Annotated in this window: 14 protein-coding genes and 1 pseudogene; 12 read left to right on the plus strand and 3 right to left on the minus strand. The window is 67.4% G+C overall.

Translation table 11 applies throughout. The features are described 5' to 3' along the window. The first annotated feature begins 1,328 nt into the window (after positions 1-1,328). Positions 1,329-2,000, plus strand: a complete 672-nt coding sequence (locus CBI38_RS24390; RefSeq protein WP_109332924.1) for a M23 family metallopeptidase — start codon at positions 1,329-1,331, stop codon at positions 1,998-2,000. 31 nt (positions 2,001-2,031) lie between these two features. Further along, positions 2,032-2,553, plus strand: a complete 522-nt coding sequence (locus CBI38_RS38520; protein WP_109332926.1) for an alpha/beta fold hydrolase — start codon at positions 2,032-2,034, stop codon at positions 2,551-2,553. A gap of 6 nt (positions 2,554-2,559) precedes the next feature. Here the strand turns inward: CBI38_RS38520 and CBI38_RS24400 are convergent, their stop codons facing one another. Continuing rightward, the gene (locus CBI38_RS24400) at positions 2,560-3,972 is read right to left on the minus strand and encodes an IS110 family RNA-guided transposase (protein WP_109332928.1); all 1,413 of its coding nucleotides are present in this window, start codon (positions 3,970-3,972) and stop codon (positions 2,560-2,562) included. A 417-nt stretch (positions 3,973-4,389) separates the two neighbouring features. On the opposite strand from CBI38_RS24400, the gene CBI38_RS24410 reads away from it, so the two are divergent. The 4 genes from CBI38_RS24410 (at position 4,390) to CBI38_RS24425 (ending at position 8,192) form a co-directional block, all read left to right on the plus strand. Further along, the gene (locus CBI38_RS24410) at positions 4,390-4,725 is read left to right on the plus strand and encodes a hypothetical protein (protein ID WP_109332930.1); all 336 of its coding nucleotides are present in this window, start codon (positions 4,390-4,392) and stop codon (positions 4,723-4,725) included. Continuing rightward, positions 4,722-6,539 (plus strand): zinc ribbon domain-containing protein, encoded by a 1,818-nt coding sequence (locus tag CBI38_RS24415; RefSeq protein WP_109332932.1) that lies wholly within the window; start codon positions 4,722-4,724, stop codon positions 6,537-6,539. Before CBI38_RS24410 ends, CBI38_RS24415 begins: the two co-directional genes overlap by 4 nt. Before the next feature lie 94 nt (positions 6,540-6,633). Next, positions 6,634-7,269: a DUF1326 domain-containing protein gene (locus CBI38_RS24420; protein WP_109332934.1), complete on the plus strand. Its 636-nt coding sequence runs from the start codon at positions 6,634-6,636 to the stop codon at positions 7,267-7,269. An 86-nt stretch (positions 7,270-7,355) separates the two neighbouring features. Next, positions 7,356-8,192, plus strand: a complete 837-nt coding sequence (locus CBI38_RS24425) for a DUF2182 domain-containing protein (protein WP_109332936.1) — start codon at positions 7,356-7,358, stop codon at positions 8,190-8,192. A gap of 233 nt (positions 8,193-8,425) precedes the next feature. Here CBI38_RS24425 and CBI38_RS24430 read toward each other — a convergent pair whose 3' ends face one another. Next, positions 8,426-9,853 carry an MFS transporter gene (locus tag CBI38_RS24430; RefSeq protein ID WP_109332938.1) on the minus strand — a complete coding sequence of 476 codons (1,428 nt, stop codon included), beginning with the start codon at positions 9,851-9,853 and terminating at the stop codon, positions 8,426-8,428. Positions 9,854-10,320: 467 nt separating this feature from the next. Between CBI38_RS24430 and CBI38_RS24435 the strand changes: the two genes are divergently transcribed. The 5 genes and pseudogenes from CBI38_RS24435 to CBI38_RS24450 all read left to right on the plus strand — a co-directional run bounded on the left by CBI38_RS24435 (position 10,321) and on the right by CBI38_RS24450 (position 14,425). Further along, positions 10,321-10,527, plus strand: a complete 207-nt coding sequence (locus CBI38_RS24435) for a heavy-metal-associated domain-containing protein (protein ID WP_109332940.1) — start codon at positions 10,321-10,323, stop codon at positions 10,525-10,527. Positions 10,528-10,564: 37 nt separating this feature from the next. Next, positions 10,565-11,512 (plus strand): hypothetical protein, encoded by a 948-nt coding sequence (locus CBI38_RS24440; RefSeq protein WP_109332942.1) that lies wholly within the window; start codon positions 10,565-10,567, stop codon positions 11,510-11,512. Between the two features lie 30 nt (positions 11,513-11,542). Then, a pseudogene (locus CBI38_RS24445) lies at positions 11,543-13,803 on the plus strand (heavy metal translocating P-type ATPase). 89 nt (positions 13,804-13,892) lie between these two features. Continuing rightward, a complete protein-coding gene (locus tag CBI38_RS37980) occupies positions 13,893-14,060 on the plus strand; it encodes a hypothetical protein (RefSeq protein ID WP_162603282.1) in 168 nt (55 codons plus the stop codon). A 23-nt stretch (positions 14,061-14,083) separates the two neighbouring features. Further along, positions 14,084-14,425 carry a metal-sensitive transcriptional regulator gene (locus tag CBI38_RS24450; RefSeq protein WP_109335326.1) on the plus strand — a complete coding sequence of 114 codons (342 nt, stop codon included), beginning with the start codon at positions 14,084-14,086 and terminating at the stop codon, positions 14,423-14,425. 29 nt (positions 14,426-14,454) lie between these two features. Here the strand turns inward: CBI38_RS24450 and CBI38_RS24455 are convergent, their stop codons facing one another. Further along, on the minus strand, positions 14,455-14,751 hold the full coding sequence (locus tag CBI38_RS24455) for an ArsR/SmtB family transcription factor (protein ID WP_230989943.1): 297 nt from the start codon (positions 14,749-14,751) through the stop codon (positions 14,455-14,457). A gap of 341 nt (positions 14,752-15,092) precedes the next feature. On the opposite strand from CBI38_RS24455, the gene CBI38_RS24465 reads away from it, so the two are divergent. Further along, positions 15,093-15,809 (plus strand): DUF305 domain-containing protein, encoded by a 717-nt coding sequence (locus CBI38_RS24465; RefSeq protein WP_109332946.1) that lies wholly within the window; start codon positions 15,093-15,095, stop codon positions 15,807-15,809. Positions 15,810-16,006: the final 197 nt, after the last annotated feature.

Here is a 16,006-nt window from a genome sequence, read left to right on the forward strand (position 1 = left end):
TCGTTCGGTGATCATTGCTCGGTGAGTTCGATGTCCGGTAGTTGCCACGTCTTGTCGATAAAGGCCTTCGTCGGACCGTAGAAGCGCATCAAGATCTCGAGGCTGGCCGCCACCGCGACCCACATGTCGCGATGACTGTGGCCGTCGCGGTGTTGTCGGTGTGGCGGTTTATGGTGGCTTCCGCGACGAGCAACAGGTCGCTGCACACTGACAAAGACCATGGATCGTTCATGGTCCTGATCTGTGGAGTCTCCTCAGATCGGTTGGGGTGTGGCGACCTGTTTTTCAGTGTCGCTGGGCAGGTTCGTGTGGTTGCCCGACCGCGGCGTGGTGTTCGATCAGTAGTCGGTCCCAGACCTCGCGGGGAAGGTTGGCCGGGCGGAGTATCGGCAGCGGCTCATGCTGCCGCCCGGCGTCAGACGACCGCAACTGCCTGAACGTGACGGCCGCCAGGTCCTGGGACTTGTATTTCTCTCCGCCTCCCGATCACCGCACGCGCGCACCTGTTCAACCCAGGCGATCCGCGGTTCTTTTTGTGGCGCAGTGCCGAGCTCACACGCTCAAATCTCCGGGACGCTGGGCGAAAGGACCGCTCCCCCAGACAGTTTCACGCGCCCGTAACACCGCCACCAACCGCAACTCCCGCCAGCTGTTCTCCGGGAGACGAGCAGGCCAGCTGATGCACCCAGAACGCTCGGCGCCCAGGAGAAGGACCTCGGCGGCGCCCCCACCGGTTCGGCCCGCGTCGGCGCAATTCGTAGCACGTCGCCCACCCCCATCGTCGCCGACGCCACTCTCGACCACCACCTCACGACCACCAAGATCGCCACACAGGTCACAGCCCGCCTGGAATCGCTGCGTCGCAGGTGGGCCACCTCGGTGAACACCACGAAACCGCGACAGTTGATCTACGCGCCCCACCCTTCGACCGAACATTACTATGGTGTTCGTCACATTTGTGAGTCCTGGCGGCGTGTCCGCTTGCGCTGAGCCATTACGCGGCCAGGCACCGCGTCACGGGATGTCGTCGCGCCGATCCCCCACACCTCTCGCCGACTCGCAAATATCGAGGTCAGTACTGGTTTCCTTCGCCTTGCGCGGCACTGCTCAACGAGGCATGCGGGACGGCAATCCCGTGGGTCGTTATCTGGCGGTGCTGGTCACTCCAGGCCGCTGACGTGGACGTATTCGAGCAAGATCATATTTGAGTATCGATTGGGTCACGATGGCGCAGTCGATACCGTTTTGTTACTTTCCTTCTCGACGGGGGTCCGAGGCCGCGAATCTCAGGAGCGCGCGCCTAGCCAACACAGACGAGGTAAGACACCGTGGCGAAGCACCGCAGGACGGCACATCGTTCTCATTCCATCACCGGCCGCCTGAAGATCGCGACTGTCGCCGCTGCGACCGGCGCCATTCTGATCGGCGGAGCGCAGTTCGGCGCCGCGTCCGCGGCCGCCCGCCCGCTCGAGATCCCGCCGGGCCTGCTGCCCGCCGGTGTTCACCTACCCGCGATCGAGCTGCCCGACATCCCGGCCGCCCCGCCCTCGCGCGGCGTGCTCGGGCCGGTCAACCCGGGCACCCCCGCTCCGCTCAAAGCCCGCACCGTGCAGCCGGTATCCGGCACGCTGTCCTCCGGCTACGGCCCCCGCTGGGGCGCGCACCACGGCGGCATCGACATCGCGGCCCCGATCGGCACCCCGATCCAGTCCGCGGCCGACGGTGAGGTCATCTCCGCGGGCCCGGCCTCCGGGTTCGGGTTGTGGGTGCGGGTGCGCCACGACGACGGCGCCGTCACCGTCTACGGCCACATCAATGAGTTCATCGTCAACGTCGGCCAGCGGGTCGCGGCGGGTCAGCAGATCGCCACCGTCGGCAACCGTGGTCAGTCGACCGGTCCGCACCTGCACTTCGAGGTGTTGGACGCAGGCGGCAACCGGCTCAACCCGAGCCAATGGCTGCGCGACCGCGGCGTCTCGGCGACCTGGGGAACCGACTAGAACCCGCCCCGGCGGTAGTCAGTTCCCAACGATGCCGCCGCGCCGTTACCACGCTGCGCTCAATAGGAATTGCAGGACAACCGTTTTCGTTCGATGCGGTCGCCGGGAAAGCGTGCTGCTGCACGGCGGCGGTCCGGATCATCACAGCTTGCTCCCGATGGCGAATCGTCTCGCGGACCGGTTCACCGCTGTTGTTCCGGATGTGCGGGGGTACGGCCGCTCGGTGTGCCGGGATCCGGCTTTGCACACATGGAGTCGCTACACCGCCGACGTGATCGCCCTACTCGACCATCTCGGCGTACCGGAGGCGGTGGTCGGCGGGACCGGACTGGGCGGCACCATCGCCTTGCGCGTCGCTCTGGCCTTCCCCGCACGAGTGCGAACTGTCGTGGTGATCAGTGCCGAGGATATCGAGGACGACGACGCCAAGTTGGCCGAGACTGGGTTGATGGACCGCTTTGCCGATCGTATCGAAGCGGCGTGGCGTGGCGTGGCGTGGCGTGGCGTGGCGTGGCGTGGCGTGGCGTGGATCGAGCGTTACTTGAGTTCCTAACCGAGGTCAAGCCACCTGGCGGCTCGTAGGCTTGGTATTGGCGGGCTGGGCTGTTGGAGCGCATCGCGACTCCTGGGACTCCTGGCCCGCCGCCTGCTTGCGGCGCTCACGCATCCGCTGGTATCGGACGTTTTCCCGCCGCCGCGGGTCGATCTTGTAGCGCGCCTTGACGATCGCCCGGCCCTCGGCCTCGGTGATCGGCGTGCCGTCGACGTCCCGCAAGGCGTACGGCTGGCCGGCACGCATGCAGGCGGCGATCCGGGTGACCAGATGGGTGGCCAGATGACAGATCGCAGACTCGTGGTGCCGGTCGCCGACCATCAACCGCTGGTACTTCGCCGCGAACTGGGGATCGACCCTGCGGGCCTGGTCGGCGGCGGTGCACAACGTCTCACGCAACAGCGGATCCCCGGCCTTGGTGATCGAGGACTCGACCTTGCTCACCCCGGACTGGTTGACCTTGGGAACCAGACCGGTGTACGCGCGGATCGCGGCCAGGGACGTGAACCGGTGCGGATCGCCGATCCGTCCAGCGATAACCGCGCTGATCACCGCCCCCACACCGGGAGCGGAGGCAACGATGCCGGCCGGGTCGGCGTCGGCGTAGAGGTTCGCGACGCGCTCGTCGATCTGCCTGATCTGACGGGTCAGGAACAGTGCCTGCTCGGCTTCGTGGGCGATGTCCTCGGCGAGCTCGGCGAAGTCCATCCCGTCAGACCCGTCGCCGGTGCCCCAGAGGGCGAGGGTCTCTCGGGCCGCGGTGATGAGCCCGGCGGCGTGATCGTCGCGCCACGCACCGCGGGACCGGGCGATCAGGAACCTGGTCAGCCGCGCTCGGCCCAACCGGATCACCGCATGCGGATCGGCATAGCGGGCCAGGAACTCGAGCGCCGCGATGCCGTAGTTGGATCCGAGTACCGCGTACCACGCCGGCCCGAGCAACTCGACCAACGCATCGAGCCGGGCAAAGACCGCGACCCGGCGCTTGACCATCGTGGAGCGCTGCTTGACCAGCCGTCGCAGCGAGTCGGCGGGCCCCTGCCCGGAGTACTCCCGCAGGCCTTCGGGGTGCAGCAAGGGCAGCCGGGCGAGCAATTCGGAGTCGATCCGGTCGTTCTTGGTGTGCTTGGAGTAGTACTTACGCAGGTCGGCCGACTGGGTGGTCGGGACCATCACCACGCGTGCACCGTGGCGACGGAACCACTCCGCCAACACGATCCACGCGTTCCGGGTCGGCTCGACCACCACGGTCAGCTCAGCCGGATCGGGCAGGTCCAAGTCCGCCCACAACCGTTCCAGATCGGCCGGCCGTGTCCAGAACTTCCGACCACGCCATACCGTGGCGCCATCACGGGCGAGCGTTGCCTGATGCTCCGCCCGGACAGCCACGTCGATCCCCAACGTCAATGCCATCGTCATTGCTCCTGTCGGTCCACATCCCTGTTCACCAGGTGACTGACCATCGCGGCCACGGCCCAGACATTCTCTAAGCAGGAGTCCACGCCTACCGGGCTGGCTCCAAGTTCCCGAACAAGGACACCGCTCGACCAGACACCGAGCCCGCAGACGACCACTCAGAAAGCCAGGGATCACCAGGTGTCCCGGTCGGACGTTCGGCCCGCCTGCGGACTCCCTCCGAGGCTAAATGTCGGTGGTCGGGGTTACGGTCGAGGTCCTGCGGGAGCATGGCGACACATCGGTGGGGGAAGAGTTGATGGATGACTTCATGGCGTTGCTGGCGTCGTTTTCGGGCCGGTTCTATCAGTTGCGGTCGAGGCTGAATCAACGCCGTCTCCTCGGCCGATGCGGCAGCACGGTTTGCGGGGGGGTAATCCGATGAAGACGGTGGACACGCAGAAGCGGCAGCGAAAAGAACTAGTCCACGCCGATCGGGTGTATCGGCTACTCGACGCCGGGAAGCTACGGTCGCCCGACGACGAGATGCTAACCATCGACGACGTCGTGGTCCGCGCGTCGAAAGACCTCGTCAAGGGAGCTGCAGCGGAAGATCTGCGTGCGGGGGAGCTGTCGGCACTGCGGGTGGTCGGAGTGAACCCCCACGACCACCGGTCGGTGCACGCTGGACCTTGCGACGGAACAGAAGATTGCTGCTGTCCGAGGAATGACGTCCCGCGCGCATCGCTGACTCTGGTACTCGGCGAGGCGGCATGACCGTTGCCGAGGCCGGATGTACCGTGCCGCGCCAGTTCTCGTACACCACCCGCCCGCACGCGGCGATCGACGACGCTACCGACGCCCCGCTCGGGCTCGACGAGATCGATATTCGTGTGCGGTGGATGCTCGACCTGATCGGCGCCGCGCAATCGGAGTTGGTGACGAGGCTGTGGCAACCAGCCACCTTCGATGCCCTTACCGCCGGCCGTGACAGCCAAGGCCGGAAGCTCCCGGTGCAGGGGCATGTCGCTGCGGCGCGTCTGGGGTGGAACCCGTCCTACCCGACCGGTGTGTACGTGCCGTCGCGGGTGACCCGGGTGGTCACCTCCCAGGCGGTCGGCACGCTGCGGACCTTGGCGTACCGGGACACCGCCATCGGGTCGCTGTCGGCCAGGTTCGACCCCGTCACCGGCCGACTGACGCCGCCCACCACGGCCGGCGAGTATGTGCCGTCCGGTTTCGCGCGCGGCGTGGTACGACAACTCGCAGCGCGCTCGCGCGGCCCTGGAAGCGGGGGTGATCCCACCACTTGCTTGCGGATCACCGACGTACAGAGACCGCCGCAGACGTCGGTGATGGCGAGGCTTTCCGCTGCCGATCACCAACTCTCGCAGATCACCGTCACCGACGGTGTCATGGTGCTGACGGTGAAACTGCCCACCACCGCGGCCCCGACCGGTCGGGCGCACTGGCGGCGGGTCCGGTTGACCGCGGCGATCCCACCACACCTGCAGACCAGGGCAATCACGGAGTGGCATCTGCCGACCCTTGTCCTCGACCACCGAGGGCTGCTGCTGCGCTGCGCGGCCACCGAACAGATACCCACTGCCGATCTGAGCGGAGGAGCAACCGCGGTGGGAGTGGATTGGTCACCGGCCACCCTCGGAGCGGCCGCGATCGTCACCGAAGGCCCAGCCGGGTTGGTCTCGGACTACCGGGGCTTCACCTATGACGACCGGGGCCTGGGAATCAGGCTGGCCCGGCTGCAAGCGGAAGGTCAACACCTGCACCGCAAAGCTGCGCGTTTGACGCGGCTCGCTGCGACCGCACCACCCGAGGTGCGCGCCGAACTGGAAGAGAAGATCGCGGTCCTCGACGCCCACCGCACCGCGGTCGGTGTCAAACGGGGCAAGATCAACCGGGAACTCGCCTTCCATTTCGCCCGTCACATCGTCGAGTACGCCGCCGCGGCCGGGGCGGCCGTGATCGGGGTCGAAGACCTCAGCACCCTCGAAACCCGGGGGCACGGCCGGGTGAACAACAATCGGGCCGCGCAGTCCGCGCGCCGCAAAGCCGTCGACGCTCTCGCACACACCGCCGCGGGGGTCGGTGTGACGGTGGTGTCGGTACCGGCCCGCGGCACGTCGGCGTTGTGCCCAAGTTGTAACGACACGCTCTCCCGGCCGGGCGGCTATCACCGGGCGTGGTGCGCACGGTGCAAGGTCGGCGGCAATCGTGATCACGTGGCAGGTGTGAACCTCGCCAAACGTGCACTACTGGGGCGCAGCAGAGTTGTTCGCAAGCGCGGTCGGAACCCGGAGATTCGGAACATCGAGCATGCGCCGGTCCGGCAGTGCCGCGACAAGACCAGTCCCACCCCGAGCCGGCCACGGCATCGCCGGGTCCGCCGCAGTGTTCTCACCGCGATACCTCAGGTGGGGGTGAAACAGATAAGAATTGTTTCTGCACCTCGAGCGTCGGTGTGGGACACGGTCAAACCCGTCACATCGCACGGTGTTACGGGTAGCCGTGACGTACTTATATCTCCCACGTCGGCCACGTCAGTGGCAGATAGTATGAGAGTTACGTAGACGCTGTCGGCTGTGCGCTGAACGGATGAATTGCACCCACGGGGGCTGCGCATGATTACCTACCGAAACGATTCAGCGACGAGGAGTGAGAGACATGGCCTGGCGAATCTCGGCGAACTACTACGAGGCCTGCAACTGCGACCTGGGGTGCCCGTGCAACATGAGCGGCTTTCCCACCCACGGAAACTGTGACGGTGTGGTCGGATTCGAGGTCACCGGAGGTGAACGCGACGGCGTCGATCTGGCCGGGGCGAAGGTCGCGAGCGCGGTGAAATGGCCCGGCGCCATCCACGAAGGCAACGGAACAATGGCCCTGTTCATCGACGCGACCCCCGAGCAGCGACAGGCCCTGCTGCCGATTCTCACCGCCGAGGATCCCGGTTTGCCCTGGGAGATCCTCGCCGCGACCGTCAGCGAGATTCATGGTCCGTTCTTCGAGACGATCGAGATCGACGACCGGGACACCGATTCCCGAGTCCAGGTCGGCGACAAATTGGTCGTTCAGATGCAGAGCTTCACAAACCCGGTGACCGGGGAGAAGCACGAACCGCACATGGTGCTCAAGGATGGGTTCATCTTCCAGGACGGTCAGATCGGCACTACCTCGGTGCTGCGGCTCGACGCCGACGGAGTGACATTCGAGCATCCGGGCAACAACGCGTACTACTCGCGCGTCGAGTGGTCCAGTGAGAACCGGATGGCGCCCGCCGGAGCGGCCGGCAAGTTCTGACTCGCAGCAGTGCACCGCGATAACGCGGCGGTGGTGCGGCCCAGCTCGGCAGTGGCGAGGCGGTGGGGTGTGACGGAGGAGTGCCGATGAGTCAGCCGCCGAGGATCGACACTCCCCGGATGGCCTACAGCGTCCTCGAACGCCGGGCGACGCTCGCCACGGTGGGGATTCTGCTCGCCCTGGCCGGGGTGGCGTGGTGGCGCACCATCGGTACTGCGGGCGGAATGAACTCGATGGTGCAGGGTTTCGCATGGGTCGGCACGGCCATGCCCTTCGACATGGGCGCCGCCGTCTTTCTCGCCATGTGGACGACGATGATGGTGGCGATGATGTTTCCGACGATCGCCCCGATCGTCTTGCTGCACCGCCTGGTCATGCGCCGGCAGGCCCGCGGACTCGCCCCGACGGTCACCTTTGCTGCGGGCTACCTGGCGGTGTGGTCGGCCGTCGGGATCGTTCCGCTGACGGTGCTGCTCGGCTTCCGCCGGATCTCGCACGGATCGACGTGGGTCGAGATCGCGGCCGGTGGTGTGCTGGTCATCGCCGGCGGATACCAGTTCACCCGGTGGAAGCAGGCGTGCCTGCGGGCCTGCCGCACCCCCTTGACGTTCCTCGCCACCCACGACTTCGGAACCGGTCTGCGGGGCACCTTCCGCGCCGGCGGCGCACACGGGCTCTACTGCCTGGGCTGCTGCTGGGCGTTGATGGCGGTCCTGCTCGTCGTCGGGTTGATGAACCTGACCTGGATGGCGGCGATCGCCGTAATCTTCCTGGCCGAGAAGAACTCCCGCCATTCGGTCGCGCTCACCCGGGTGGTCGGGACCGCGGTCGTCCTGCTCGGGGTCGCCGTCCTCGTCCACCCGGCGCTGCTGCAGTCGCTGTCCCCCATGCCGGATATGTCCTCGCCGATGTCGGGCATGTGACCGAGGGACCGACACCAGCGCGATCGGTGCACCGGATGACTACGGCGGATCGACCGCAAACCGACCCACGACCGCGGGTGCCGCCGTCAGGATCGCGGGAGGATCATCCTCGATCCGCCGGGCCGGCGTCCTCGGTGGCGAACGCAGCGTGCGCACGTCATCACCCAAGGGTGTACAGGCGTCGCTGGTGGGATTCGGACGGTGTCCGAATCCCACCAGAGCGGTTGCGGCGGTTAGTTCAGCGCCGCCTCCGGGGTGAGGTCCGGTTGCGTCGTCGGGGTGCGCATCGACACCGCGGTGACCCCCGCACCGGCCAGGGCGATGACGGCGGCGCCGAGGAAGGCGGCGGAGAATCCGTTCGTCAACTCGGGGAGGTCGCCGATCTGGTTGGCCCCGAACGAGGCGGCGACGGCGGTCATGGCCGCCAGACCGACCGCGGAGCCGACCTGGTAGCTGACGTTGACGATGCCCGACGCCAACCCGCCCTCTTCCGGGCGGGCGGCGGAGATCGCCGTGCCCAGGGAGGGAATGAAGGCGAGCGACATGCCGGCCGCGGCCACGAGGGAGGCGGGGAGCACGTCGACCCAGAAAGTGCCGGTAGGCCGGACCAGGGCCATCCACCCGAGCCCTGCCGCGAGCACGATCAGACCGGTCACGATCATCGGTTTCGCCCCGAACCGCTGCATCGCCCGCGGCGCGATGACGATCATGCCGAGCATGATCAATGTGGTCATCGGCAGTAGTGCTGCGCCGGCGGGGAATGCGCTGTAGCCGAGGACCTGCTGCAGGTACAGGTTCAGGAAGAACCACATCGGGATCCACGCCGCACCGAGCAGCAACTGGGCGAGGTTCGCTGCGGCAAGGTTGGGGGCGGTGAAGATCCCCACACGCATCAGGGGTTCGCGGCGCCGGGACTGGATCAGCACGAACGCGCCCAGCAGCACCGCCGAAACGGCGAGGTACCCCCAGGTTTGACCCGCATCCCAGCCGACCTCGGGGGCCCGGACAATGGCGTAGACGGCAAGCGCCAGCCCGGTGGTGACGGTCAGGGCGCCGAGGATGTCGATCGAACCGGATCGGGCAGGGGCGTTGGGCATCAGCAGCGGTGTCGCGGCGAGGGCGATGACCGCGATGGGGATGTTGATGTAGAACACCCACGGCCAGCTGAGGTATTCGGTGATCACCCCACCGAGGAACACTCCGGCGGTGCCGCCGGCGGGCGCGGCGGCGCCGTAGACGGCGAGGGCTTTGGTCAATTCCTGCTGGGTGGAACCGAACAGCATCATCAGCAGAGTCAGCGCGGAGGGTGCGATCAGTGCGGCGCCGGCGCCTTGAACGGCGCGTCCGGCCAGTTCGGTGCCGACGTTGCCGGCGGCGCCGGCGGTGATCGACCCGGCGAGCAGAACCAGCCAGCCGGTGGCGAAGATGCGTCGGGCTCCCCACAGGTCGGACAGGCGTCCGCCGAGCAGGAGTAGTCCGCCGAGGGCGATGACGTAGGCGTTGAACACCCAGGTCAGGTTTTCCTGGGAGAAGCCGAGGTCGGTCTGCATTTTCGGTAGCGCGATGCCGATGATGGAGGTGTCCATGATGACCATGAATTGGGCGGCGGCGATCAGCGCCAGCGCCCACCACTTGCGGGTGGATGATGCCTGAGTAGACATGACGATCCGTCCTTACGGGTATGGGGTATCTATCGTGATGTAAACGAAGAGGAGTGCAGCGGCGCGCCTACCACACAACATCGAGGCCCCAACTCTTGGATCACTGTAGGTATCACGGTGCCGCTGGATCTTTCGGGTCGAAACCCGCCCTCTGTGCACATCACTGGCCTCCTAGATGCTGTTCGAACCCTCTGCGGATATCGATACCATAGGGGGGTACCGTAGAGGGCGCAAGAGGTAGCCCCGATATCGCCGAAACCGTTTCGGTCGCAAGCCCGGCCGCGCCGCACAAGGCGCCCGGTGGACGTGCCGTTCGGGGTCCAAGGCGCACCAGCGGGGGGTATGCAGCAAAGGGAGCGGTACGGCAACCCCGGGCATTGCATACGGTAGGGGGGTATAGTAAATCTGTAGATGGGTCGCGACGACCTCGATCGGACTCCGCACGAACCGAAGAAAGAAGGACATCGATGAGCACCACCACCGTCACCGTCACCGGTATGACCTGCGGGCACTGCGTCTCCTCGGTCCGCGAAGAGATCGGCAACCTCCCCGGCGTGACCGCCGTAGACGTCGACCTCGCCAGCGGCCGGGTCGCTATCGACTCCGACTCCCCGATCGAGAAGGCATCGCTCGCCCGGGCAGTCGACGAGGCCGGCTACCAGCTCGCCGGCTGACCGGACGACGCCCAGACCCGGACAGGAGATTCCCACGATGAACGCATCGTCGAAGTTCGCCGGATTCACCGTCGGCCTGGCCGCGGTCTTCGCACTCGCCCTCGGGGCCGGGGCCGCCCTCGGCCCCGAGGTGCCCGCACCGGCCGACACCCACGACACCTCAACTCACGACGCCGGACCCGGTTCGATCACGGGCGCACCGGTCGCCGAACAGTCACCTGGAGGACTGATGGTCACCGACAGCGGATACACCCTGGCATTGGACACGGCGCAGGTTCCCGCCGGCGCTAACGTGCCACTACGGTTCCGCATCCTGGGCGCCGACGGGCAGCCGGTCACCCGCTACGTGGAGAGCCACGACAAGCAACTACATCTGATCGCGGTGCGCCGCGACATGGCCGGGTTCCAGCACGTGCACCCGGTGCTCGACGCCGCCGGAACGTGGTCCGTTCCGCTCGATCTGACTCGCGCCGGGGCGTACCGGGTGTTCGCCGACTTCACCCCCGACGGCGGTGACGGCGTGACCCTGGGCGCCGACCTGCAGGTCGCCGGTGCCTACGATCCTCAGCCCCTGCCCCCGGTGGCCGCAGCCACCGTGGTCGACGGGTACACCGTCACCCTCGACGGCACCCTCACCCCGGGTCAGGCCTCGAAGGTCACCCTGTCGGTCGCCCGCGGCGGGCAGCCGGTGACGGATCTGCAGCCCTACCTCGGCGCGTACGGTCACCTGGTTGCCCTGCGGGCCGCCGACCTCGGCTACCTGCACGTGCACCCGGACGGCCATCCCGGTGACGGGGTCACCGCACCCGGTCCGGGCATCGACTTCTATGTCACCACCCCGAGCGCGGGCGACTACCGCCTGTTCCTCGACTTCCAGCACGATGGAGTGGTGCGGACCGCCGAATTCACCCTGACCGCCGGGCAGAGTTCCGGCGCCGCGGCGCCCCCCGCCCCGGAACCGATGCCCGCCGGACACGGACACTGACGAACACCACCACACCCGGAAGGAGGAACGATGAATTCCGTCACGCAGCACCCGACCGCCGACGGCCAGGTCGAGCTCGAAATTGGTGGTATGACCTGCGCCTCGTGCGCGAACCGGATCGAGAAGAAGCTCAACAAACTCGACGGCGTCACCGCCACGGTGAACTACGCCACCGAGAAGGCCCGCGTCAACTACGTCGGTGCTGTGTCGACCGAGGATCTCGTGGCCACCGTCGAGCAGGCCGGCTACACCGCCAAGATCCCGGCGCCGCTCGCCGCCGATACCGCGGCCGGCCCCGCCGCGGAGCCGGACCCCACGGCCGCACTGCGTCAACGGCTGCTCGTGTCCTTGGTGCTCAGTGTGCCGGTGATCGCGATGGCCATGGTTCCGGCGCTGCAGTTCACCCACTGGCAGTGGCTTTCACTCACCCTCGCCGCCCCGGTGGTGGTGTGGGGGGGCGTGGCCGTTCCACAAGGCCGCCTTCACCAACCTGCGGCACGGCACCTCCACAATGGACACCCTCATCTCGATGGGCACCCTCGCCGCCCTGGGCTGGTCGCTGTACGCGCTGTTCTGGGGCACCGCCGGTATGCCGGGCATGACCCACCCGTTCGAGCTGACCATCTCCCGCTCCGACGGGGCCGGCAACATCTACCTCGAGGCCGCCGCCGGGGTCACCACATTCATCCTCGCCGGCCGTTACTTCGAGGCCCGCTCCAAGCGGCGCGCCGGTGCCGCCCTGCGGGGCCCTGCTCGAACTCGGCGCCAAAGAGGTCTCGGTGCTGCGCGGCGGTGTCGAGCAGCGCATCCCGGTCGATCAACTGGCCGTCGGTGACGAGTTCGTCGCCCGCCCCGGGGAGAAGATCGCCACTGACGGTGTCGTCACCGACGGCTCTTCCGCGGTGGATGCGTCGATGCTGACCGGCGAATCCGTGCCCGTCGAGGTCGGACCCGACGACCAGGTCGTGGGCGCCACCGTCAACGTCGGCGGCCGGATCACCGTGCGTGCCACCCGCATCGGGTCCGACACCCAGCTCGCGCAGATGGCGAAACTCGTCGAAGACGCCCAGACCGGTAAGGCGCAGGCGCAACGGTTGGCCGACAAGATCTCCGGGATCTTCGTCCCGATCGTCATCGCCCTGTCCGTCGCCACGCTGGGTTTCTGGATCGGCACCGGCGGCGGCCTCGCGGCCGCGTTCACCGCCGCCGTCGCCGTGCTGATCATCGCCTGCCCCTGCGCCCTCGGCCTGGCCACCCCGACCGCACTGATGGTCGGCACCGGCCGCGGCGCCCAGCTCGGCATCCTGATCAAGGGGCCCGAGGTCCTCGAATCGACCCGCCGTGTCGACACCGTGGTGCTCGACAAGACCGGCACCGTCACCACCGGCAAGATGACCCTGCTCGATGTGATCACCGCCGACGGCGAAGACACCATGCAGGTGCTCCGCCTGGCCGGTGCCCTCGAGGATTCCTCCGAGCACCCCATCGCCGCGGCCATCGCCAAGGGCGCCCGCGACAAGGTCGGCGCCCTGCCGAAGGTGGAGCAGTTCATCAACATCGAAGGCCTCGGAGTGCAGGGCATGATCGACGAGCACGCGGTGGTCGTCGGCCGGGCCCGGCTCCTCGCGGACTGGGCACAGCACCTACCCGCCGATCTCGAAGCGGCCATGACCGCAGCCGAATCCGAGGGCAAGACCGCCGTCGCAGTCGGCTGGGACGGTAAAGCCCGAGCCGTGCTCGTCGTCGCCGACGCCGTCAAGGCCACCTCTGCCGAGGCGATCGGACAGCTGCGCAGGCTGGGCCTGACGCCGATCATGCTCACCGGCGACAACACCGCCGCCGCCCGCGCGATCGCCGACCAGGTCGGTATCGACGAGGTGATCGCCGAAGTGCTGCCCGCCGACAAGGTGGACGTCGTCAAACGGCTGCAGGATCAGGGCAAGGTCGTCGCGATGGTCGGCGACGGTGTCAACGACGCAGCCGCCCTGGCGCAGGCCGACCTCGGTCTGGCGATGGGCACCGGCACCGACGTCGCGATCGAAGCCAGCGACCTGACGCTGGTGCGCGGGGACCTCCGCGCCGCCGCGGACGCGATCCGGTTGGCCCGCAAGACGTTAGGCACCATCAAGGGCAACCTGTTCTGGGCCTTCGCCTACAACGTCGCCGCCCTCCCCCTGGCCGCGGCCGGGCTACTCAACCCGATGCTCGCCGGTGCGGCGATGGCGTTCTCGTCGGTGTTCGTGGTCAGCAACAGCCTGCGGCTGCGCCGATTCCGGTCCCTCACCGGATAACCGCAGGCAACGCATCAGGACGCGCGGGGTGGGGCGTGCAGCCCACCTCGCGCCGGTCAACCCGAATCCGGTCCCGAAAGGAGAAGATCATGGCAACGGTGACAACGACCTTGGTGCGCATAGCCCGGCATCCCGGGACCCGGGCGGCGGCCCGGTGCGCGGTGATGTGCGCCGCATCGGCGATCGGCCGCCGGGTCGAGGGCCCACACCCCGCCCCGCATACCCCGGGCGGGCATAATCGGGGGTGCTCGGCATGACACTCGGATTCCAGGAGGACACCATGGCCACCACTCCCGCGGCCACCCAGGCACCTGCCGAGACCGACGGCCATGACCATGCCGCGCACGGCTACATCACCGAAAAAGACGCCTACCTCAAGCGCCTCAAGCGCATCGAAGGCCAGGCCCGCGGACTGCAGCGGATGGTCGAGGAAGACAAGTACTGCATCGACATCCTCACTCAGGTCTCCGCGATGACCAAGGCCTTGCAGGCCGTGGCCATGGGACTGCTCGAAGACCACATCAGTCATTGCGTCGTCGACGCCGCCGTTGCCGGCGGTCCCGAAGCCGACGCGAAGATCAAAGAGGCCACCGACGCGATCGCCCGGCTCGTCCGCTCCTGAAAACCCGGTACACAAGCCCGGCTCGAGGATCAGTAGTCGTCGTCCACCCCGGCGTTCTCGTCGGAAATCTCGACGAGGCGGCGCAGGCAATGCATCCGCAACGGTTCCGGAAACCCTTCCGCGAGAAGGTAATAGACGGTGCGGCCCGCCTTGCGGCGGGTGACCATACCGGCGGTGCGCAGGATCCGCAGGGCGTACCCTACGGCGTGTCCGCCGAGGTCGAGGGTCAGGGCGATATCGCCCATGCACAGTTCTTCGGCCAGGTCGAGGGCGTTGATCACCCGGGCCCGGGTGGGGTCGGCGAGCAGGCTCGAGATGCTGCTCAACCGGGCGGCGTCGTCGCGGCTGAGCAACCGCTCACGGGCATGCGCCGCCCCGCGGACCGACCGACTGTTTACCCGTACGGCTTTACGGGTATAGGGGTGACGGGCCGACGTTGTTTCAGCGGCGTCCGCCGCCGAATGCCCCTTGTGGAAAGGGAGTCATCGTGAGCACAGCCGAGCAGATGCTCGAGAGCTATCCGAAGGATCTGCGGGCACATCGACCAGGCGACACTTCTGGCCTGCATCGGGGCGCGCGCCGAGTGCGCGCAGACATGCACGGCCTGCGCGGATGCGTGACCCCCGTCTTTGTCAGCGCATCCGCCGAAGAGAGAAGGTAGTTGTCGATGAACAAGTCCCTCGCCCTCGGCGCCGCATCGGCGGCGCTGCTGCTGGCCCTGACAGCGTGCGGTGACTCCGGCACCGAGGAGAGCGCCGCGACCACCAACTCGGCCGCCACCACCTCGGTGAGTGCCGAAAACGGTGCCGCCGAGCACAACGACGCCGATATCGCCTTCGCGCAGGGGATGGTTCCCCACCACAGCCAGGCGATCGAGATGAGTGACGTGCTGCTCGCCAAACAGGGGATCGACCCCCGGGTGGTCGACCTCGCGCAGCAGATCAAGGCCGCGCAGGGCCCGGAAATCGAGCAACTCAACGCCTGGCTGACCGCGTGGGGCCAAGGCGCCGCAGCGACCACCACGACCGGCATGAACATGACCGAGTCCATGCCCATGGGCACCGGGATGCAGATGCCCGAGGCACCGGTGGTGATCCCACCGGCGGGCACCAGTGAAATGGACATGCCCGGCATGGAGGGCGGCGAGGACATGGAGGGGATGATGTCGGCCGAAGACATGGCTGCCCTGCGCGACGCCCAGGGCGTCGATGCCGCCAAACTCTTTCTCACCCAGATGATCGAGCACCACAAGGGTGCGATCACCCTGGCCCAGACCGAGGTGGAGGACGGCCAGAACGCGCAGGCGAAAGCGATGGCGCAAAACATCATCACCACCCAGCAGCAGGAAATCACCACCATGGAACAGATCCTGTCGACCCTCTAAGGCGCGACACGCGGCGGTGTTGATGTCGGTCTCCACCATCGTCGTACCGCTCAACGTGCAACTTCTGCGCCGACTCGACCTCGACCCGGCCCGGCTCGTATGGCGCTGAGCGTCCGACCGAAGCGCCCTGCTGCGGTGTTCACCCGCAGAAGCAGGGCGCCGATGCCCGCGCGGGCGGCCGTCGCTTACAACCCGTT

The sequence above is a fragment of the Rhodococcus oxybenzonivorans genome (assembly GCF_003130705.1).
Lineage (GTDB): Bacteria > Actinomycetota > Actinomycetes > Mycobacteriales > Mycobacteriaceae > Rhodococcus_F > Rhodococcus_F oxybenzonivorans.

Coding starts and splice junctions, on each gene's coding strand:
- CBI38_RS38520 (WP_109332926.1), top strand. CDS start 2,032: ATGCCGCCGCGCCGTTACCACGCTGCGCTCAATAGGAATTGCAGGACA.
- CBI38_RS24400 (WP_109332928.1), bottom strand. CDS start 3,972: ATGACGATGGCATTGACGTTGGGGATCGACGTGGCTGTCCGGGCGGAG.
- CBI38_RS24410 (WP_109332930.1), top strand. CDS start 4,390: ATGAAGACGGTGGACACGCAGAAGCGGCAGCGAAAAGAACTAGTCCAC.
- CBI38_RS24415 (WP_109332932.1), top strand. CDS start 4,722: ATGACCGTTGCCGAGGCCGGATGTACCGTGCCGCGCCAGTTCTCGTAC.
- CBI38_RS24420 (WP_109332934.1), top strand. CDS start 6,634: ATGGCCTGGCGAATCTCGGCGAACTACTACGAGGCCTGCAACTGCGAC.
- CBI38_RS24425 (WP_109332936.1), top strand. CDS start 7,356: ATGAGTCAGCCGCCGAGGATCGACACTCCCCGGATGGCCTACAGCGTC.
- CBI38_RS24430 (WP_109332938.1), bottom strand. CDS start 9,853: ATGTCTACTCAGGCATCATCCACCCGCAAGTGGTGGGCGCTGGCGCTG.
- CBI38_RS24435 (WP_109332940.1), top strand. CDS start 10,321: ATGAGCACCACCACCGTCACCGTCACCGGTATGACCTGCGGGCACTGC.
- CBI38_RS24440 (WP_109332942.1), top strand. CDS start 10,565: ATGAACGCATCGTCGAAGTTCGCCGGATTCACCGTCGGCCTGGCCGCG.
- CBI38_RS37980 (WP_162603282.1), top strand. CDS start 13,893: ATGGCAACGGTGACAACGACCTTGGTGCGCATAGCCCGGCATCCCGGG.
- CBI38_RS24450 (WP_109335326.1), top strand. CDS start 14,084: ATGGCCACCACTCCCGCGGCCACCCAGGCACCTGCCGAGACCGACGGC.
- CBI38_RS24465 (WP_109332946.1), top strand. CDS start 15,093: ATGAACAAGTCCCTCGCCCTCGGCGCCGCATCGGCGGCGCTGCTGCTG.